The organism is Mycobacterium sp. TH-M116 (assembly GCF_057473685.1).
In genome coordinates this window covers 1-19,082 of sequence record NZ_JBYCLC010000059.1, presented here as the reverse complement: position 1 = coordinate 19,082, position 19,082 = coordinate 1, and the positions used below count along the sequence as shown (strand labels likewise).

General features: G+C 68.5%; 19 protein-coding genes. 6 read left to right on the top strand and 13 right to left on the bottom strand.

Annotated elements, in window-relative coordinates; all coding sequences use genetic code 11:
• A partial coding sequence (locus AC2VOK_RS02860; RefSeq protein WP_428899135.1) for a ketopantoate reductase family protein occupies positions 1-213 on the top strand: 213 nt, incomplete at its 5' end.
• Positions 214-258: 45 nt separating this feature from the next.
• Here AC2VOK_RS02860 and AC2VOK_RS02855 read toward each other — a convergent pair.
• Together AC2VOK_RS02855 and AC2VOK_RS02850 are read right to left on the bottom strand one after the other, a co-directional pair.
• Complete coding sequence (locus AC2VOK_RS02855; RefSeq protein WP_428899134.1) at positions 259-1,659, bottom strand: amino acid permease; 1,401 nt, start codon at positions 1,657-1,659, stop codon at positions 259-261.
• A gap of 71 nt (positions 1,660-1,730) precedes the next feature.
• Positions 1,731-3,419 carry a glycine/sarcosine N-methyltransferase gene (locus AC2VOK_RS02850; protein WP_486944281.1) on the bottom strand — a complete coding sequence of 563 codons (1,689 nt, stop codon included), beginning with the start codon at positions 3,417-3,419 and terminating at the stop codon, positions 1,731-1,733.
• 456 nt (positions 3,420-3,875) lie between these two features.
• Between AC2VOK_RS02850 and AC2VOK_RS02845 the strand changes: the two genes are divergently transcribed.
• Positions 3,876-4,715, top strand: coding sequence for an alpha/beta hydrolase (locus tag AC2VOK_RS02845; protein ID WP_428899139.1), 840 nt, complete (start codon positions 3,876-3,878; stop codon positions 4,713-4,715).
• A 31-nt stretch (positions 4,716-4,746) separates the two neighbouring features.
• Here AC2VOK_RS02845 and AC2VOK_RS02840 read toward each other — a convergent pair whose 3' ends face one another.
• Both AC2VOK_RS02840 and AC2VOK_RS02835 read right to left on the bottom strand, forming a co-directional pair.
• Positions 4,747-5,427: an Rv0518 family GDSL lipase gene (locus AC2VOK_RS02840; protein WP_428899133.1), complete on the bottom strand. Its 681-nt coding sequence runs from the start codon at positions 5,425-5,427 to the stop codon at positions 4,747-4,749.
• 157 nt (positions 5,428-5,584) lie between these two features.
• The gene (locus AC2VOK_RS02835; protein ID WP_428899132.1) at positions 5,585-6,829 is read right to left on the bottom strand and encodes an acyltransferase family protein; all 1,245 of its coding nucleotides are present in this window, start codon (positions 6,827-6,829) and stop codon (positions 5,585-5,587) included.
• Between the two features lie 366 nt (positions 6,830-7,195).
• On the opposite strand from AC2VOK_RS02835, the gene AC2VOK_RS02830 reads away from it, so the two are divergent.
• Positions 7,196-7,636 carry an STAS domain-containing protein gene (locus tag AC2VOK_RS02830; protein ID WP_428899131.1) on the top strand — a complete coding sequence of 147 codons (441 nt, stop codon included), beginning with the start codon at positions 7,196-7,198 and terminating at the stop codon, positions 7,634-7,636.
• A 2-nt stretch (positions 7,637-7,638) separates the two neighbouring features.
• Here AC2VOK_RS02830 and AC2VOK_RS02825 read toward each other — a convergent pair whose 3' ends face one another.
• From AC2VOK_RS02825 to AC2VOK_RS02795, 7 genes are all read right to left on the bottom strand, one after another.
• Entirely contained in the window at positions 7,639-7,926 is a 288-nt protein-coding gene (locus tag AC2VOK_RS02825) for a hypothetical protein (RefSeq protein ID WP_428899130.1), read from the bottom strand.
• A complete protein-coding gene (locus AC2VOK_RS02820) occupies positions 7,923-8,435 on the bottom strand; it encodes a DUF3093 domain-containing protein (RefSeq protein ID WP_428899138.1) in 513 nt (170 codons plus the stop codon). The genes AC2VOK_RS02825 and AC2VOK_RS02820 overlap by 4 nt, the downstream gene beginning before the upstream one ends.
• 55 nt (positions 8,436-8,490) lie before the next feature.
• Entirely contained in the window at positions 8,491-9,474 is a 984-nt protein-coding gene (hemB, locus tag AC2VOK_RS02815) for a porphobilinogen synthase (protein WP_428899129.1), read from the bottom strand.
• A gap of 130 nt (positions 9,475-9,604) precedes the next feature.
• Entirely contained in the window at positions 9,605-11,305 is a 1,701-nt protein-coding gene (locus AC2VOK_RS02810; RefSeq protein WP_428899128.1) for a bifunctional uroporphyrinogen-III C-methyltransferase/uroporphyrinogen-III synthase, read from the bottom strand.
• Positions 11,306-11,329: 24 nt separating this feature from the next.
• Positions 11,330-12,277 (bottom strand): hydroxymethylbilane synthase, encoded by a 948-nt coding sequence (gene hemC, locus AC2VOK_RS02805; protein ID WP_428899137.1) that lies wholly within the window; start codon positions 12,275-12,277, stop codon positions 11,330-11,332.
• Between the two features lie 13 nt (positions 12,278-12,290).
• Positions 12,291-13,670 carry a glutamyl-tRNA reductase gene (locus AC2VOK_RS02800; RefSeq protein ID WP_428899127.1) on the bottom strand — a complete coding sequence of 460 codons (1,380 nt, stop codon included), beginning with the start codon at positions 13,668-13,670 and terminating at the stop codon, positions 12,291-12,293.
• A gap of 119 nt (positions 13,671-13,789) precedes the next feature.
• Positions 13,790-14,071 carry a glutaredoxin family protein gene (locus tag AC2VOK_RS02795; RefSeq protein WP_428899126.1) on the bottom strand — a complete coding sequence of 94 codons (282 nt, stop codon included), beginning with the start codon at positions 14,069-14,071 and terminating at the stop codon, positions 13,790-13,792.
• 253 nt (positions 14,072-14,324) lie between these two features.
• On the opposite strand from AC2VOK_RS02795, the gene AC2VOK_RS02790 reads away from it, so the two are divergent.
• Genes AC2VOK_RS02790 through cmaA2 form a run of 3 tightly spaced genes read left to right on the top strand, consistent with a single transcriptional unit; the run spans position 14,325 to position 16,732 of the window.
• Entirely contained in the window at positions 14,325-15,236 is a 912-nt protein-coding gene (locus AC2VOK_RS02790; protein ID WP_428899125.1) for an HAD family hydrolase, read from the top strand.
• A gap of 46 nt (positions 15,237-15,282) precedes the next feature.
• Entirely contained in the window at positions 15,283-15,795 is a 513-nt protein-coding gene (locus tag AC2VOK_RS02785) for an FAS1-like dehydratase domain-containing protein (RefSeq protein ID WP_428899124.1), read from the top strand.
• Between the two features lie 10 nt (positions 15,796-15,805).
• Positions 15,806-16,732, top strand: coding sequence for a cyclopropane mycolic acid synthase CmaA2 (gene cmaA2 / locus AC2VOK_RS02780; RefSeq protein WP_428899123.1), 927 nt, complete (start codon positions 15,806-15,808; stop codon positions 16,730-16,732).
• Between the two features lie 63 nt (positions 16,733-16,795).
• Here cmaA2 and AC2VOK_RS02775 read toward each other — a convergent pair whose 3' ends face one another.
• A complete protein-coding gene (locus AC2VOK_RS02775) occupies positions 16,796-17,863 on the bottom strand; it encodes a lysophospholipid acyltransferase family protein (RefSeq protein WP_428899122.1) in 1,068 nt (355 codons plus the stop codon).
• Between the two features lie 5 nt (positions 17,864-17,868).
• A complete protein-coding gene (locus tag AC2VOK_RS02770; protein WP_428899136.1) occupies positions 17,869-18,984 on the bottom strand; it encodes an SDR family oxidoreductase in 1,116 nt (371 codons plus the stop codon).
• Positions 18,985-19,082 lie beyond the last annotated feature (98 nt).

Sequence of the window (19,082 nt, the reverse complement as noted above, 5' to 3'; positions counted from 1 at the left end):
GTCACCGACCCCGTCGAGCACGCCCGCGCGTTCGGCGCGCAGATGCCCGACGCCCGACCCTCGGCGCTGCTGGATCACGAGGCGCGCCGGGTCAGCGAGATCGACGTCATCAACGGCGCGGTGCCCCGGCACGGCGCGCGGGTCGGCATCGCCGCGCCGGTGAACGCCACGCTGACCGCGGTGGTCAAGGCGATCGAACGGGCATGGCGCTGAATCCGGCCCGCCCGCACCGCGCCGAGGCGCCAACGGTTTCCGGCGTCAACCGGAAGGGGTCCGCGCGGGCAGGTCCGTCACCGAGGCCTGCCGTCGGCGCCGCCACGTGGCGACGTAGTACAGGGCAATCACGACGGCCCAGGACAGCAGGCCGAGCCAGAACTGACTGCGCGCCGACGGATCGAACGCCATGCGCACCAGGACCGCGACGAGGCCGGCCACGGTCAGCAGAGACAGCCCCGGGAACAGCCACATTTTCACCGGGAGCCGCCCGGGGGGCGTCCGGCGGCGTAGCACGATCTGGGACAGGGCGATCAGCACGTACACGAACATGACGATCGCACCCGAGGAGTTCACCAGAAAGGTGAACACCGTGCGCGGCGCGAGCCACGACATCACCACACAGCCGAAACCCACCGCCGAGGAGCTCACGATGGCCAGCGCGGGGACTCCCCGCGAGCTGATCTTGACCAGGCGGGCCGGCGCCTCGCCGCGGGTGGCGAGGGTGAACAGCATGCGCGACGAGGTGTAGAGGCCCGAGTTCAGGCAGGACAGCACCGCGGTGAGCACCACCGCGTTCATGAACTGATCGGCACCCGGAATTCCCATGTACGCAAGTGCGGCGACGTACGGCGAACGGCCGGGCTGCACGGCGTTCCACGGCATGACCACCACGATCACGGCCACCGAGCCGACGAAGAAGACGCCGATCCGCGCGAGTACGGAGTTCATCGCGCGCTGCACCGCGCGCTCGGGGTCGCGGCTCTCGGCGGCGGCGACGGTGACCACCTCGGTGCCGGTCATGGAGAACACCACCACCACGATCGCGGTGAAGACGGCACCGACACCTTTGGGGAAGAACCCGCCGTGGGCGGTGAGATTGGAAAAGTCCATCGGGTGGCCGGGCACCAGCCCCAACGCGTAAGCGGAGCCGAGGATCAGGAAGGCCACGATGGTCGCCACTTTGATTCCGGCGAACCAGAATTCGAACTCGCCGAAGGACGACACCGAGACCAGGTTCGTCGCGGTCATCAACGTCATCAGGCACAACGACGTCAGCCACAGCGGCGCGTGAAACCAGTAATTGACGACTCGCCCGCCAGCGACCGCTTCGAACCCCACGACGATCACCCAGAAATACCAGTACAACCAGCCGACCGAGAATCCGGCCCAGCCGCCCAGGGCCTGCCCGGCGTAGTCGGCGAACGATCCGGTCACGGGGTTCGCGGCTGCCATCTCGCCGAGCATCCGCATCACCGCGACGATCAGCGCGCCACAGAGCGCGTAGGTCAAAAACACCGCGGGCCCGGTGGCGCGGATGGCCACGCTGGACCCGACGAACAATCCGGCACCGATCACGCCGCCGATGGCGATCATGTTGAGCTGCCGCTGCGACAGCCCGCGGTGCAGTGCTGGCTGGGTGTCGATGACGTCGCCCTTCCGCAAGCTGAGAAATTCACGATACCGGCACGGCACGGCGGGCGCCGCCCGGCGCGCACCGCCGCGCCCTACCGGACTCAGCGCGGCTTACGGAAGTGCTGGATGCCCCAGGCCAGCTGACCGTCGTCGGCCGCGCTCACCCAGTTCTTCAACCCGACCTGCATGTTGTCGAGGTACTCCGACGAGGCCTTCTCCTGAAGTTCGCCGCGCCGGGCCTCGAGTTCCTCGAGCACCCGCTGGTAATGGGTGCGCAGGTTGCCGACCATGTCGACCTGGTCGACCACTTCGAAGCCCACCGTATGCGCCGCTTCACGGTAGAAGCGCATCGAACCCAGATCCGACAGGCTCAACCGGTCGTAGACGGGTTGCAGCACCCCGTCCGGCACGTCGTCGGCCTGCATGGGGTCGGTGAAGATCATCTCGCCACCGGGCTTGAGCACCCGGAACGCCTCCTCGAGCACCTTGCGGCGGTCGGCGGCGTGCAGGATCGCGTCCTGCGACCAGACGACGTCATAGCTGGCGTCGGGCACGGGCACGTCGTCGAAACTGCCGTGCAGCACCTGGATCCGGTCTTGCAGCCCGGCGCGCCCGGTCTTGTCCCGGTTGGTCTCGTTCTGCACCTCCGAGAGGTTGAGGCAGGTCACCGTACAGCCGTACTCCTCGGCGAGGTGCCGCGCGGATCCGCCGTAACCGGAGCCCAAGTCCAGCACGGCGGTGTCGCCGTCGATTTTCGACAGTCGGCCGATCATCCGGTCCGCGGTCTCGGTGCCGGCCACCCCGATGTCGCGGGTGTTCTCGTAGCAGCCGACGTGGATGTCCTCGCCACCCCAGAGCATCGAGTAGAAAGCGTCGGCGTCGGCGCTGTCGTAGTACGCCTCCGGTTCGGTGTTGCTGCCAGTCAGGCGGTTTTCGCGATCCGGCCCTTCGCTTTCGTCGCCGTGGATCGATTTCTCCGCGACATGGACGAAGAAATCAGGCTCGGTGTCCTCGTAGGTTTCCTGAAAATCCCCATAGGTCCGCACGGTGGTGAACCCCGCCTCGAACATCAGTCGGCGAACGTAGGACTTTCGCAGGGGGAACATATTCAAGGTGTATTCGGCGCCGTCCGGGAACGTGTATTTGAATCGCGCCAGACCGTCGTCGACGTACTCCGGTTCGGCCGAGACCTGATCACCGCAATAGTAATACTTGTGTTTCGACTTGAAACCGTGGTCGAGTATTTCGTCATAATTGCGCTGATCGAGGATCAGAATTCCGTCGTGGCGCAACGCGGCATAGAATTCGGCCAGGGCCCGGCGACGGTCGTGCTCCTCGTGCAGGTGGGTGAAAGAGTTCCCGAGACAGATGATGGCGTCGTACTTGCCCTGGATGCTCCGATTCAGTTCCCGCCAGTCGGCCTGGACCGTCCTGATGATCAGACCGCGCTTCCTGCCGTTGTCGAAGGCCTTGGCCAGCATCGCCGCTGAACCGTCCGCGCTCGTCACGTCGAAACCCGCCTGGGTCAGGCGGACGGAGTGGAAGCCGGTCCCGGTGGCGACGTCGAGAACGTGATGCTTCCCGCGTGCGCGCAGAACGTCGACAAAGAACCGCCCCTCGGATTCGGCGCGCGCGTCCCAGTCGATCAGTTGGTCCCATTTTTCGACGAAACTCATCACGTACTCGGCGCGGTACAGGCCGGTCTCGCGGTCCGACAACGGGTCGTCGCCGTACATTTGATCGTTTAACTCGAGTTCTGCATTCTCCCGCTGGACGGATATGCTGGTCATCGAACCTTTCTTTCACGTCGCCCGCCGCAATCTGCAACTCGGTAGTGCGTGCGGTGTGCCTGCAGTCACGGAATGCGCCGCCGCTCACCCCCGAGTTGTGAACGAACGCGATGCCAGTGCATTCCGTCGAGTGAAAACGACGTGATCCGGGCTGAGCTCCATTCGTGCCATTCCCTACGCGGGACTGTCCGCGCGACCCGTCGCTCCCACACCGGAACCCGAGTCTACCGGTAGCTGTCGGCAACTGTGAACCATGGTCATAATCCGAAACGGCGAAGCTTTCGGGCGGGAGCCGCAGACATCCCGGCCCCTGCGGCCCAGCTGACCCGCCCCGGTGACGAATGTCACCCTTTCGTGACCGCTTCATCACGAAACCGGCCACCCGGCGTGCCTGGTCAGACGCAGATCGGCCGGCGCGGCATCATCACGCGCGTGGCTGAGGTGAATCGCCGTGCGATGCTGCGCATCGGAGCCGGTGCCGGCGCGGCCGCCGCCGGCGTGTGGGCGCTGAGCGCGCTGCTGGACCCGTTGGAACCGAAGGCTGTGTCGCAGCCGCAGACCCCCGCACCGTTCGAGCCCTCGACCGCGGGCACGACCCTGCCGACCAGGCTGACCGGCTCATTCGTCTCCGCCGCGCGCGGCGGCGTCACAACCAACTGGGTCATGGCCCTCCCGCCGGGCCAGACCGGGCCGCTGCGTCCGGTGATCGCGCTGCACGGGGTGAACGGCGACGCCAATCAGATGCTCGATGTCGGCGTCGACAATGGGCTTGCCCAACTGGTCAAAGCGGGCCGCCCGCCGTTCGCTGTGGTCGGTGTCGACGGCGGCAACACCTACTGGCACCGGCGGGCAACGGGCGTGGACTCCGGCGCGATGGTGCTTGATGAACTACTGCCGATGCTGGCCTCGATGGGCATGGACACCTCCCGGGTGGGGTTCATGGGCTGGTCGATGGGCGGATACGGCGCGCTGCACCTGGGCGCCCGGCTGGGTGCGGCCCGTACGGCCGGGATCTGCGCGATCAGCCCGGCACTGTTCACGTCGTTCGCCGCCAGCGATCCGGGCGCGTTCGACAGCGACGACGACTGGGTGCAAAACAGCGTGCTGGGCGTGCCCGCGCTCTCGCAGATCCCGCTGCGGGTCGACTGCGGCATGTTCGACCGCTTCGCCTTCGCCACCCGCCAGTTCGTGGCCCAGCTCACGGCACCGCCTTCGGGAAGGTTCTCGCTGGGCGGCCACGACATGTTCTATTGGCGCGGACAGCTGCCCGGCGAGCTGGCCTGGCTGGCGGCCTGACGAGCCGGCGGCACGCGCCGATGGGAGACCCTCATCCGGGCAGCTGCATGCGGATCAACGGCGCGATCTTGTCCGCCAGGTACTCGTGCCCCGCGTCGGTGGGGTGCACGCCGTCCGGGCCGATCAGGTCGGGCCTGCCGACGAACCAGCCGTCGCCGATCGGGTCGACGAACGCCGCTCCGGCCGCGCTGGCCTCGACGTTGAGCACGTCGCGAATCAGCACGATGGAATCGGGTACATCGGCGCTCGTCCACGGCGGCCCGATGACCAGCAACCGCGCCGACGGCGCCAGGTGCCGCGCCAGAGCGAAGGTGTCGTGAGACTTTGCGGTCAGCATCCCCGGATCGGCGCCCTGGTCGTTGCGCGAGCCGAAGAACACCACCAGCGCGTCGTCGGGCTGGACCGCCCGGGCGGTCAGGTCTGCGAAGATGCTGCCGTGATCCCCGAGCACCACATAGCCGGCTCTGCCCTGGGCTGCCACGTCGGGTGCGATCCGCACGCCCTCCCCGGCCAAGGTCCGCCACACCCGTGCGGTCCACGAGTACGGGCCCAGACCGCCCTCGTCGGTGCCGGTCGTGTAGGAGTCGCCGATGACCGCGACCCGGTAGAGCCGGGTGTCATAGGCCCGGGCCCGCGCCGGATACGCCAGCTGCCCGAACACCACGCCGACCACACACGCGAGGCCGATGACGACCGTGACCAGACGCCCCACGGCACCTCCACTGTGAACGGCTCCTGCTGCGGACACCCCCGAGAGCCGCGCCCGCACCAACGAAATCGTACGAACAAGCCGGCCCCGATTCGCCGTCAGCGCGCGGAGACCTACACGGTATCGGGGGCACGACCTGCCCCACCTGGGCGGGCGCCTCTCACACCGCACGCGCCGAAACCGCTTCCCGCGCACGGTCGATCTGACGTACCTTGCCGGCATCCGGCTCACCGGAGCCGGTTCCCGGCTTGCCCGCCCCGGTGCCCACCATCCTGCGCATCCAGCGCCGCGCGGGCTCTTCGACGAGGTGATACATCAGGGCCGAGAAAGCCACGGCAATCGCGAGCAGGCCGATGACGTTCCACTTCCACGGATTGTCCTGCTCCCATGGAGTGAGGTTGAACTGGATCACCGCCCACGCCCATGCCGTGTGCACCAGTTCGTGAACCATGTAGAGGCAGAACGAGATCTGCCCGCCGTACACCACCACCCGGGTGGACAGCAGCCTGGGCAGGCTGCCCACGCCGACCGCCAGCGTGATGACCAGCGGGACGAACAACACGTCGACGACCCCGCCGCTGTCGTTCTCCACGACGCCGGATATCGGGTGCGCGTGGAGCCAGTACAGGACACCCACCATGGCGGCCAACAGCGCCAGCGAGACGTATCCGCCGGCGCGGCGGCCTCGATCGGTCAGCCGAAGCCTGCGCACAGCGGCACAGGCCAGCGCGCCCGCGGTGAACTGCGTGACGATGCGCGGCAGCCAACTCCACGGGGTGTAGAACTGCCCGCTGACCAGCAGCAGCACCATGGGAGGCAGCGTCGCTGCACACGCCAGCACCATCAGGCTGCGCGCCCGCGTGGCGTGCGTCATCCGGAAGATCACCAGGACGAGCGCACCGAACAACACGTACGCCAGCCATTCCGCGCTGATCGACCAGGCCGGCCCGTCCCAGCTCGAACCGTCGAAGAACGGCTGAAACCACAACTGCACCAGCAGGACCTGACGGATGTAGCTGGTCGCGGTGAAGTCACCGACGTCGGGCGAAGGCACGTGGCCGACGTGCAGGGTGAAGATCACCCACAGGGCGGCCAGGTGCAGCGTGAGCAGGTACACCGGCCACACCCGGGCCAGCCGCAACCACAGGAAGTGCGCGGTGGCGCGCGTCGACCATGTCCGGCCCATGCGCTCGAGGTAGTTCCAGGCCAGAACGAACCCACTGAGGATGAAGAACAGGTCGACGCCCTGCGCACCGCAATTGAGCACCGGCGCCAGCGCGTCGAGGAAATCGGGCGAGGCGTCGGCCAGCATCGGCCGGAAATGAAACAGCACCACCCACACCGCCGCGACGATGCGGAGTCCGGTGAGAGCCTTGATCTCGCCCTTGATCTCTCCGGTGCGCACGATGTTCTTTCCGTCGGGACTGTGCCGTTCGCCGGCCGATTGCCCAACTCCTCCTCACGCCGCTGCAGCGCATGCCTGTTCCTGGCCCCCGACCCGGCAACCGACAGCCCTGGCAGCCTAACAGCGAGATCGCCGTTCCGGAGTGAGGGCCCTCGGTGCGGCCCCGAGCGCCTCGTGGTGGCGTGTCGGCAACCCGAACGGCCCCGAAACGGCCTTTTCGCGGCCACTGGACCCGCTTCTTAGCGAAGAGTTAGACAGGGTTGTCGGTCTCCTTAACTTGGCGGGTAACCGTACTACTACCAGGTTCGGTCGGCGCCGACTCGGCCTCCAGGATTTTCGTGCAGGACACGCAGAACGAGGATGCTCATGACGATTCCGGACATCAGGACTCGACAGGGGAACAGCACTTTCGCCTACGGTGGCGCGCAATTGCGGGCCCACTGCCGACACCTGGCGACGGTGGTGACCATCCGGGGCGAGATCGCGGCCGACAACGTCGAACAGATCGGCGAACACCTGCGGCGCTTCGTTCTCGGCGAAAACCCTGTGGTGCTCGACATGAGCGAGGTACACGGTTTCGGCGCGCCCGGTCTCCTTCTGCTCTCCGCTCTCGACGAACAGTGCCGCGCCGCGGGTCGCGGGTGGGTGCTGGTCGCGGGCCCCGCGGTCGCGGATGCGATCGGCGACGACGGCGCGCAGGCACGATTCCCGACCGCGGACTCGGTGCGCCAAGCGCTGCACAACCTGGGCGACGGCATCGCCAGCCGCCGCCGGCTGATGCTGGCGCTCGTCGGCAAAACCGCCTAGCCTTACCCGTCCTGCACGTCCACGCCCCCGTCGGCGCGGCGGCGCACACGGAGCGTGCGGGCCAGCCCCGTCACGAGCAGCAACCCGGCGGCCGTCACCAGAACCAGGGTCAGCAACAACAGCTGGGGGTTGTACACCAGCGACGTCGTGAAGGGCTGGCCGTCGGCGATCGGGGCGACGCGTTGCGTGTGGCGCGCGTGTGTCCAGCTGATACCGGCGCCGACCAGCGCGGCGCAGGCCAGGCAGACTTCGACCAGGGCGCGGCGAGGGGCCCGGCGCCGCGCGCTCACCGCACCGACCCCGTGTCGTTGTCATCGTGGTCGGCGCTGACCTCGGGGGGTTGCACCCTCTCCTGGACCAGCGGCGTCAGCGCCGCCCTCAGCTGGCGGTGGCGCCGCGCCCACGCCTGCGCCGTGCGGCCCCCGGTGAGCTTGAGCCCGATGCCGATCCGGCCGCGGGGGACGCCGACCAGTTCGCCGAGCGCGCGGGCCGACTGCCACTGCGCCAGCTCCTTGCCCGACTTCTCGTGGTTCTCGGGCTCCGGGTAGACCCTGACGATCTCGCGCACCAGCAGAGTCTCGGTGCCCTGACGCAGAGCGTCTTCGGTGAGTTCCACCGAGACATGGATTCGCGCGGCCTTCACCTGCAATGCCACGAACGCCGACACCATCACCAGGAAGATGATCGGCGTCAGCGGTTGCACCCCGGCACCGCTCCACACCTCGATCAGGATCATCGACAACGCCGCCAACGGCCCGGCCAGCACCCAATACCACCTGGCACCGGGTTCGTAGAACAGCGGTGTGGCCCTGGTGCCACTCGTAGAGGTCTTCGAGGTCACAGCACCCCCCGTCTCACGAAAGCCAGACCGCTGCGTCGGCGGCCCAGTAGGTGAGCACGATATCGGCTCCGGCGCGCCGGATGCCGGTCAACGACTCCAGCGCCGCGGCCCGCTCGTCGATCCAGTCGTTCGCCGCGGCGGCGCAGATCATCGTGTACTCCCCCGACACCTGGTATGCGGCCACCGGAACCGGCGAGACGCCGGCCGCCGCGGCGACCACGTCCAGGTAACCCATCGCGGGTTTGATCATCACGATGTCGGCGCCCTCGACCAGATCCAGTTCGACCTCGAGCAGCGCCTCCCGCGCATTGCCCGGCTCCTGCTGGTAGGTGCGGCGGTCCCCGGACAGGCTCGAGCACACCGCCTCGCGGAACGGGCCGTAGAAAGCCGAAGCGAACTTCGCGGCATAGGCCAGGATGGCGACGTCGGTGTGGCCCGCGGCGTCCAGGCCGTCACGGATCGCGGCCACCTGGCCGTCCATCATCCCGCTCGGCGCAACCACGTGAGCACCCGACTGCGCTTGGGCCACAGCCAATTCGACGTAGCGCGCGACGCTTGCATCGTTGTCGACTCGGGCCGACCCGTCCAACACGCCGCAGTGCCCATGGTCGGTGAACTCGTCCAGACAGGTGTCGGCCATGAGCACGGTCGCGTCGCCGAGGTCCTTGGCCAGGTCCCGCAGGGCGACGTTGAGGATGCCGTCGGGGTCTGTGCCGGCCGACCCGGCCGGATCCTTGTCTTCGTCTCGCGGCACGCCGAACAACATCAGCCCGCCCACCCCGGCGGCGACCGCCGCGGCGGCCGCACCGCGCAGCGAATCTGTGGTGTGCTGCACCACCCCCGGCATCGACGGGATGGGCCGCGGTTCGCCGATCCCGTCGGCGACGAACATCGGCAGCACCAAATTCCTCGGCTCCAAGGAGGTTTGCGCGACCAAGCGCCGCAGCGCGGGGGTGGAGCGCAGCCGGCGCGGGCGCCGCCGAGGATAAGCGCTCATGACGGTGCGCGATAGCCGCGCGGGCGCGCGCGGCCCCGGTTCCGACGGTGGGTCGGTCGCCCCGCCGCAAGCGGGAAGTACCCCCAGCTCGCGAGCGGGGCGAACCGCGGGCCGGCCTGCCGGGTAACCACTAGCGCCTGCGGCTCTTCTTGCGCGGCGGCGGCAACGCACCCTCGGCGCGCAGCCGCGCGGCGTGCTCGGCCAGGGCGTCCACCAGCGGACCCACTGCGGCGACGTCGGGCTGCACGTCCACCCGCAGACCGAACTCCGCGGCCGTCTCGGCCGTCTTGGGCCCGATGCAGGCGATGATGGTCCGCGCGTGCGGCTTGCCGGCGATGCCCACCAGGTTGCGCACCGTGGAGCTAGACGTGAAGCACACCGCGTCGAAGCCGCCCGTCTTGATCATTTCGCGGGTGGCCGCCGGCGGCGGCGCGGCCCGCACCGTGCGGTACGCGGTCACGTCCTCGATCTCCCAGCCGCGGTCGCGCAGCCCCTCGGCGAGCGTCTCCGTGGCGATGTCGGCGCGCGGCAGCAAGACCCGGTTCACCGGGTCGAAAATGCTGTCGTAGGGCGGGAATTCGTCCAGCAGGCCGATCGAGGACTGCTCCCCGGCCGGTACCAGCTCGGGGCTGATCCCGAACGCGCGCACCCGGTCGGCCGTCGACTCGCCGACGCAGGCGATCTTGACCCCGGAGAATGCGCGGGCGTCCAGGCCGAATTCGCCGAACTTGTCCCAGACGGCGCGCACCGCGTTGGTCGAGGTGAACACCACCCACTGGAAGCGGCCGTCGACCAGGCCCTTGACGGCCCGTTCCATCTGGGCGGGGCTGCGTGGCGGCTCCACCGCGATGGTCGGCACCTCGACCGGCAACGCGCCGTAGGACGTCAGGCGCTCGCTCATCTCGCCGGCCTGGTCCCTGGTGCGGGGCACCAGCACGGTCCAGCCATAGAGCGCGCGACTCTCCCACCAGTTCAGCTTCGCCCGGTTGCTCACCGTCTTGCCGATGGTGACCACCAGCGGACCGTTCGGGGATTCCCTGCCATCAACGCCGTTGACGCCGGTCGCGCCCGGGACGTCGATACCCGTCAGGAGACCCGGATCGCTCAGGCCCTGCAGCGTGCTTTCCACCGAACGCTGCGCACAGGTGGTGCCGTGCACGGTCACCACGCACGGGGTGTTCTCGGCCAACCCGTGCTCGATCAGGGTGCGGGCCGCCTCGGGCAGGTGCGAGGCGGTGGCCTGCAGGATCAGCGGGCCGGGGGCAGCGGCCAAAGCGTCCCAATCGACATGTGGGTCGCGCACGTCGGCCACGGTGTGCGCCGAGCCCAGCGGGAGCCCCGCGTACGTCGGGACCGCGCTGGCAGGCGACAAGCCGGGAACGATCTCGACGTGCAGGTGAGTGCGCGCCACGGCGTTCACCTCGGTGATGACCGCATCGAGCGTCAGCGGATCGCCGGCGACCAGTCGCACCACGTCCACACCGGAGCGGGCCTCGGCGGTCAGCGTCTTGGCGACCTCGGCCGGTTCGCCCAGGGCGGGGCGGATGTCGGGACCGCCGTGCGCCACCGCGGGGGTGGCCCGGGCGTGATCGCCGTCGGCTTTCCCCGGAGCCGGGTCCGCCGGTGCCGGGCCGGACACGGGCGGCAGGTCTTTGCCGATGAGCGCCAGCACCGGTTCGGGCACGTCGGGATCGGTGAACACCAGGGCCGCGCCGGCCAGCGCCGCGGCGGCCCGCGTGGTCAGTAGCCCGGGGTCGCCAGGACCGGAACCCACGAAAGTGATACGGCCCGGCCTTGGCTTACGCCCTCGCACGCTTGTTTGGCGAGTCATTGTCGCTCCCACTTCACTCTCCACTCAATTTTCTCGCGCCGGATCCGGCCACGCACCGCGCATCAGTTCCCGGGCGCCCAGCTCGAACAGCTCCCCCGCGACCGAGAGCCCCAGCTCCCGTGCCCGACCGGGATCGCCGATGCCCGACGCGCGGATCACGTCGGATCCGTCCAGCGCCGCCACGCAACCGCGCAGCGACAGCTCGTCGAAGACGCGGCCGTCCTCATCGATGGACTCGACCACCTCGGCGACCGCACCCACCGGTGCTGAGCAACCGGCCTCCAGTTCGGCCAGCAGGGCTCGCTCCGCGGTGACCGCCGCGCGCGTGTCGGCGTCGTCCAGCCCGGCCAGCACCGCCACCAACGGGCCGTCACCGGCGCGGCACTCGACAGCGAGCGCGCCCTGGGCAGGTGCGGGCAACATCTGTACCGGCTCCAACGTCTCGGTGACATCGTCGAGGCGGCCGAGTCGGGCCAGACCGGCCCGGGCCACCACGACGGCGTCAAGATCACCCCTGCTTACCCTGTTCAACCTGGTATCTAGGTTGCCTCGTAGGGGGCGAATTTCCAAACCGAGACCCAGTGCTCTAAGCTGCGCGGCCCGCCGCGGGGACGACGTACCCACCAGCGACCCCGTCGGCAACTCCGCGAGCACCAGTCCGTCGCGGGCCACCACCGCGTCGCGGGGGTCGTTACGCGCCGGTATCGCCGCGATCGTGAACCGGGGGTCGTCGGCGGTCGGTAAATCCTTGTGCGAGTGCACCGCGGCATCGACGCGGCCGTCGTCGATGGCCTCCCGCAACGCGGTGGTGAAGACGCCCACCCCGAGGGTGTCGATCGGCGCCGAGGAGAGGTCACCCGCCGTCCTGATGGTCACCAGTTCCGCGGGATGACCGAGGGCGATCAGCGCGTCCCTGACGGTCGCGGCCTGGGTGGTGGCCAACAGACTGCCCCGGGTGCCTATCCGGATCACGTTCGCCAATCGGCTACTCGGCGGACTGCTGCGGCGGACCCGCGTCGAATACGCTTGCCATGAAAGGCAATTCGCCCGCGGCGACGGCGGCTACGGAGTCTACGGCGGTTGGGTCGAGTTCGAAGAGTTCGCGGAGCGCCTCGGCGTAGCTGTCGCCGCCGGGTGCGCTGGCCAGCTGCTTGATCCGGACGGTGGGCGCATGCAGCAGCTTGTCCACCACGCGGCGCACGGTGCGCGCCACCTCCTCGCGCTGAGCGCTCTCAAGGCCCGGTAACCGGTTGTCCAGGCGCAGCAGTTCGGCCTCCACGACATCGGCGGCCCGCTGGCGCAACGCCGTCACCGTCGGGGTGACCTCGGCCATCCGCTGCCCCGCCAGGTAGGCGGCGACCTCGGCCGCGACGATGTGGCGGGCGGCGTCGACGTCGGTGGCCGCGGCGTTGGCCGAGGGCTCGTGCTGGATGCGGTCGACGTCGACGACCCAGACTCCGGGCAGGCCGGCCACCGCGGGGTCGACGTCGCGCGGCATGCCCAGGTCGCAGATCACCAGCGGCTCGGCGGCCTCGTCCCGGTGCGACGCGGCCAGCGCGTGGTGCACGTCGGCCAGCGACACGACCGGGCTGACGGCCCCCGTGCAGCTGACCACGACGTCGGCGTGCGCCAGCGCCTGGGGCAGGCGATCCAGCGGCAGGGCTTCGGCGTCCACGCCCGACTCGCGAATCTTGCGGGCCAGCCGCTGCGCCCGCGACAGCGACCGGTTGAGCACGTGGATGCGCCCGATGCCGGCCCGGGTCAGATGCGCCGACGACAGGGCACCCATCGCCCCGGCGCCGATCACCACGGCGGTCCTGCCGGCCAGCCCGTCGAGCCTGCGTTCGGCCAGGCCCAGGGCGACCGAGACGACCGAGGCACCGGCGGCGTCGATGCCGGTCTCCGAATGCACCCGCTTGCCCACCGACAGCGCACGCTGGGCCAGCTCGTGCAGCACCCGGCCGACGGTGCGGTTGGCTTCGGCGCCGGCATAGGCCCGGCGCACCTGACCGAGCACCTGCTGCTCGCCGACGACCGCCGAGTCCAGACCGCTGGTCACCGCGAAGAGGTGCTCGACGGCCGCCTCGCTGTAGCGGACGTAGGCGAACTTGGTCAGATCGGTCATCGACATGCCGGAATGGTCCGACAGCACCTGCCCGACCACCGCCAACCCGCCGTGGAAGGCGTCCACCACCGCGTACACCTCGACCCGGTTGCAGGTCGACAGCACCATCGCCTCGGTCACCAGCGGGGACTGCAGCATCTGGTCGACGATCTTGACCTGATCGGATTCGTCGATGCTGAGTTGTTCCAGGACGGCGACCGGCGCACTGCGGTGCGAAACCCCGAAAAGCAGGATGCTCACGGCAGCATCACCTGGCCAGCTCCCTTGCTCGGTCAGCTACTGAAGTCGACATCCACGGTAGTCGGTTCTGAGGTGGCCTACCAAATAAATGGTCGGCGACCATCGGCTTCGAGGCCACCTCAGCGAGCGAGATCGGCGCGCAGCCGGGGCTCGTCGATCTCCCAGTAGCTGTGCTCGCGGCCGTCGAGCAGGATCACCGGCAGCCGGTCGCCGAACTCGGCCCGCAGGCCGTGGTCACCGGCCACGGCTGCGGCGTCGACGTCGGTCATCGACAGATCGAATCCCAGCTCATCGGCCAGTTCGGCGAGCCTCGCGTGCACCCGCGCGCAGACGGTGCAGCCGTCGCGGCTCAGCAGCTGTACCCGGGGCCGCCGTGGGGCGTCGGTTGGAGTCGAGCTCATGGTGATCAGTGTGGCACCCGGCGACATGTGGCGCCCCCGGGCAGGCGTCGCGTTCAGGACATGGCCGACGACGCTTTCGGCTCACATCTTGTGGGCCGGGCCGGCGAGCGCTGCCAGGCCGACGAGGCCGGGTCCTCCCAGGGTTCTGAATCACCCTCACACCGATGCACAGCCCTTCCCCACGCCCTCCGGATAGTGTTGACCTCGGCCAGCCACGGGCCACCGGTCGGCACAGCACGTAGGAGATTGAACGATGGCTTCCGCTGAGTCGGGCAGCGCGGATCGCCCCGGTCCTGTAGACCTGGAATCGCTGGCCGCCGAGGCCAGCGCCGCGCGGGCGCTCGAGGCCTTGCATGCGGCCACCGACGCCGGCGAGGTCCCCGCCCAGCCGCCGGTCGATCTGACCGCCGCCGCGTTCTTCGACGTCGACAACACCCTGGTGCAGGGCTCGTCGGCGGTGCACTTCGGCCGCGGCCTGGCTGCCCGCGACTACTTCACGTACCGCGACGTGGTCGGTTTCCTCTACGCCCAGGCCAAGTTTCAGCTCCTGGGCAAGGAGAACAGCCACGACGTCGCGGCCGGCCGCCGCAAGGCGCTCACGTTCATCGAGGGCCGGCCCGTCCAGGAACTCGTCGAGCTGGGCGAGCAAATCTACGACGAGATCATCGCCGACAAGATCTGGACCGGCACCCGCGAGCTCACCCAGATGCACCTCGACGCGGGCCAGCAGGTATGGCTGATCACCGCCACGCCGTACGAGCTCGCCGCCACCATCGCGCGTCGGCTCGGGCTGACGGGCGCGCTGGGTACCGTCGCCGAGTCGGTCGACGGGGTGTTCACCGGCCGGCTCGTCGGCGAGATCCTGCACGGCACCGGCAAGGCGCACGCGGTGCGGTCGCTGGCGATCAGGGAGGGCCTGAACCTGAGACGCTGCACCGCCTACTCCGACAGCTACAACGATGTGCCGATGCTCTCATTGGTGGGCACCGCAGTCGCCGTCAACCCCGACTCGCGACTGCGCAGCCTGGCCCGCGAGAAGGGGTGGGAGATCCGCGACTTCCGCACCGCACGCAAGGCCGCCCGGATCGGTGTCCCGTCGGCGCTGGCGCTGGGGGCGGCAGGGGGCGCGCTGGCGGCGCTGGCCTCACGACGCCAACCACGCTGATAAGCTGCGCCGCTGAACACGTCTTCGAGCGGAAAGTGGCACCGGCATGACAATTCCTGCAGAAGCCCAGGACCTGATCGGCAGCCACTACCGGGCACCCGATTACTTCGAGGTCGGTCGCGAGAAGATCCGTGAGTTCGCGCTCGCGATCCAAGACGAGCATCCGTCGTACTTCAGCGAGGCCGACGCCACCACCGCCGGTTACCCCGCGGTGCTGGCCCCGTTGACCTTTCTGGCCGTCGCGGGCCGGCGCGTGCAGCTGGAGATCTTCACCAAGTTCAACATCCCGATCAATATCGCCCGCGTCATGCACCGAGACCAGAAGTTCACGTTCCACCGGCCGATACTGGCCCACGACCGACTGTATTTCGACACCTATCTCGACTCAGTCCTCGAGTCGCACGGTGCGGTGATCGTGGAAATCCGCAGCGAAGTGACAGACGCCCACGGCAACCCCATCGTCACCAGCACGGTGACGATGCTGGGCGAAGCCGCACACCAGGACGCGCGTCCTGAAGACACCATCGCCGCGATTGCATCGATATCAGCCGGAAAGTAATGTCGATTGCATGACGGGACAGGGGGAAACGGGCAATACCCAGCTCAAACCGCCGGTCGCGGCGGTTCGGTCTCATTACGACAAATCGAACGAGTTCTTCAAGCTCTGGCTTGACCCGTCGATGACCTACAGCTGTGCCTACTTCGACGAGCATCCGAACCTGGACAACCCGGGCAAGACGCTCGAAGAGGCCCAGTACGCCAAGCGCAAGCTGGCGCTGGACAAGCTGAACCTCGAACCCGGAATGACCCTGCTCGACATCGGCTGCGGCTGGGGCTCGACCATGCGGCACGCCGTGCAGGAGTACGACGTCAACGTCATCGGTCTGACGCTCAGCGAGAACCAGTACGCCCACGACGTCGCGAAGTTCAAGGAGATCGACAGCCCCCGCCGCAAAGAAGTGCGGATCCAGGGCTGGGAACAATTCGACAACGAGCCGATCGACCGCATCGTGTCGCTCGGCGCGTTCGAGCACTTCGCCGACGGCGCCGGTGACGCGGGCTACGAGCGTTACGCCACGTTCTTCAAGAAGTTTCATCACCTACTGCCCGACGACGGCCGAATGCTGCTGCACACGATCGTGGTCCCGACCACCGAGCAGGCGCAGGAGCGCGGCCTGAAGACGACGATGAGCCTGCTGCGCTTCATCAGCTTCATCCTCAAGGAGATCTTCCCCGGCGGGAAATTACCTCAGATCGCGCAGGTCGACCGCTACGCGACGGAGGCGGGTTTCACCATCGAGCGCCATCACATGATCGGCAAGAACTACGTTCCGACACTCACCGCGTGGGCCGACGCACTCGAGGCGCACAAGGAGGAGGCGATCGCACTCAAGGGGCAGGAGACCTACGGCGTCTACATGCACTACCTGCGGGGTTGCGCAGACCTGTTCCGCGACGGGTACACCGACGTCTGCCAGTTCACGCTGCTCAAATAGTCCTGCACGCAAAGCGCTCCGGTGCCGTCAGGCACCGGAGCGCTGCGTTGAGCAGACCACGCGCTAGCCGAGAAAGATGTTGCGCCGACCGGCGAGCAGCCGATACAGCGTCTGCTGGATCGTCTCGCGCACCTGGTCGGTCAGCTCGAACGTGACCATAGGATCCTCCGCGTCGGAAGCGGCGTAGTCGTTGGTGCAGATCGGCTCACCGAACGCGATGCGCCATTTGGACGGCAGCGGCACCAGGCCGGCGGGACCGGCCAGCGGGAACAACGGGGTGATCGGGAAGTAGGGCAGCCCGAAAAGCCGCGCCAGCAGCTTGATGTCGGCCAGCATCGGGTAGATCTCTTCGGACCCCACGATCGAGCAGGGAATGATCGGCGCCTTGGTGCGCAGCGCCGCCGTCACGAAGCCGCCGCGGCCGAACCGCTGCAGTCGATAGCGGTCCTCGAAGCGTTTACCCAGTCCCTTGTAGCCCTCCGGGAACACCGCGGTCAGCTCGCCCGCCGCCAACAGCCGGTGCGCATCCGTCGTGCACGCCATGGTGTGACCGGCCTTGCGGGCCGCTTCGCCGATCACTGGCAGGTCGAACACCATGTCGGCGGCCAACAGCCGCAGGTCGCGGTGGGCCGCATGTTCGTCATGCACCGCAACCGACAGCATCAGTCCGTCGAAGGGCAGCACACCGGCGTGATTGGCCACCAAGAGCGCGGCCCCCTCGCTCGGCAGGTGCTCGATACCACTGACCTCGACGCGGAACCACGAACGGAACAAGAACCTCAGCAAAGGGCGGACGACCGCGTCGTTGAAGTGCGGGTCGAAACCGAACTCGTCGACGGTGTAGTCGCCCGTCAGCCGCTGGCGGAGGAAGCCGCTCACCGCGGCCACCCGCTGGGCGAGTTCGGTGAGCGCCTCGCCCGTCCCCGCACCCGCGCCCGTGCCGCGCCGCTGCTCGTCGATTTCACGCACGACGGCAGCGAGCTTTTCGGCCGAGGCCCGGCCGCGGGGATCCGACAGCAACGACGTCTGCTCACGAGAGGAATCGGACCGCTGACCGGCCCTGCGGCGTGCCGCCACCCGGCCCCGATTTGTGTGTAGCGGAATCACGTTCGCTCTGGTGTCACCCGCCACGATATCTACCTGACCCCACCCCACGACATTGGATTTCGGCTTCCCCAGCGCTGCGCTAAGGCAATGGCGCGACCCTCCCAGGAGCGTACCCGATGAGGGTCGATGATGGGAGTCAGGCCGCGGCCGCGCACGTAGTCGTCGAAAGCCTCGGCGGTGGTCCATTTGGCCTGGAAGCCGAGTTCGGTGCGCATTCTGGTCGTGTCCATCACGCGGCCGTAACTCAGGTAGTCGAACTGGTCGCGGGAGATTTCGGTGTAGCGATTGGCCCGCCTGAGCGAATCCAGGGCCCACACGCCGAAACCGGGCACCGGCAGCGGGATCCGCCCGGCCCGCCGGATCGCCTGGGACAGCATCATGATGCCGTCGGCGCCGACGTTGAACGTGCCGGCCTTGCCGGCCATCGCCGCGCGCTCCAGCGCGCCCAGCGCGTCCTGCTCGTGCAGCAACTGGAGGCGCGCATCGCGGCCGAACATCGTCGGCACCAACGGCCCGGCCAGGTACCGCGACAGCGTGGTGTCCATCGCCGGGCCGATCATGTTGGCCAGCCGCAGAATCGTCACCGCAATGTCGGGGCGGCGCCGCCCCAGGCCACGCGCGTAGCCCTCGATGTCGAGGCTGTCCTTGGCGAAACCGGCGCGAAACGGCCTGAGGCTGCTGCTGTCCTCGGTGAACACCACCGGATCGCGCGGGCTGGACCCGTACACCTCGGAGGTGGATTTCACCACCACCCGGCGCACCGAGGGAGCCTTCTGGCAGGCGGCGAACAGTTGCATCGCTCCCATCACGTTGAGCTCCTTCAACGCGGCGCCGCCCCCGGATCGCGGCGCGTAGGAGGCCGCCGCCGCGTGCACCACCGTGTCGACGTCGCCGTTGCGAATCACCTTGGTGATGAAGGGATTTCGAATGTCTGCGCGAACGAACTCCGCGCGTCCCATCCGACGCAGCATGTCCTTGCTGGGGGCCATCGCATCGACCGCGATGACGCTGTTGATCAGCGGGTTCTGAGCGAGCCTCGCCGTCAGGTAGCCGCCCAGGAACCGGCACGCACCGGTGACCAGCACCACCTTCGGGTAGTGCACGATCCCCTCCCCGGCGCCACCGGGACCGTGTCCGCTCGACAAATCCATTGGTAGTCAGGGGCGCGGTGTCCGCAGTGCGGACCCGTTTCCCCATCCCCCTTTCAATCCGTGCGTGCGGTTTTCCCGCACACGGCTTACCG

Bases quoted from the DNA above. Each gene is read 5' to 3' on its own strand.
- AC2VOK_RS02850 (WP_486944281.1), bottom strand. From the start codon at position 3,419: ATGACCAGCATATCCGTCCAGCGGGAGAATGCAGAACTCGAGTTAAAC.
- AC2VOK_RS02845 (WP_428899139.1), top strand. From the start codon at position 3,876: ATGCTGCGCATCGGAGCCGGTGCCGGCGCGGCCGCCGCCGGCGTGTGG.
- AC2VOK_RS02830 (WP_428899131.1), top strand. From the start codon at position 7,196: ATGACGATTCCGGACATCAGGACTCGACAGGGGAACAGCACTTTCGCC.
- hemB (WP_428899129.1), bottom strand. From the start codon at position 9,474: ATGAGCGCTTATCCTCGGCGGCGCCCGCGCCGGCTGCGCTCCACCCCC.
- AC2VOK_RS02810 (WP_428899128.1), bottom strand. From the start codon at position 11,305: ATGACTCGCCAAACAAGCGTGCGAGGGCGTAAGCCAAGGCCGGGCCGT.
- AC2VOK_RS02795 (WP_428899126.1), bottom strand. From the start codon at position 14,071: ATGAGCTCGACTCCAACCGACGCCCCACGGCGGCCCCGGGTACAGCTG.
- AC2VOK_RS02790 (WP_428899125.1), top strand. From the start codon at position 14,325: ATGGCTTCCGCTGAGTCGGGCAGCGCGGATCGCCCCGGTCCTGTAGAC.
- AC2VOK_RS02785 (WP_428899124.1), top strand. From the start codon at position 15,283: ATGACAATTCCTGCAGAAGCCCAGGACCTGATCGGCAGCCACTACCGG.
- cmaA2 (WP_428899123.1), top strand. From the start codon at position 15,806: ATGACGGGACAGGGGGAAACGGGCAATACCCAGCTCAAACCGCCGGTC.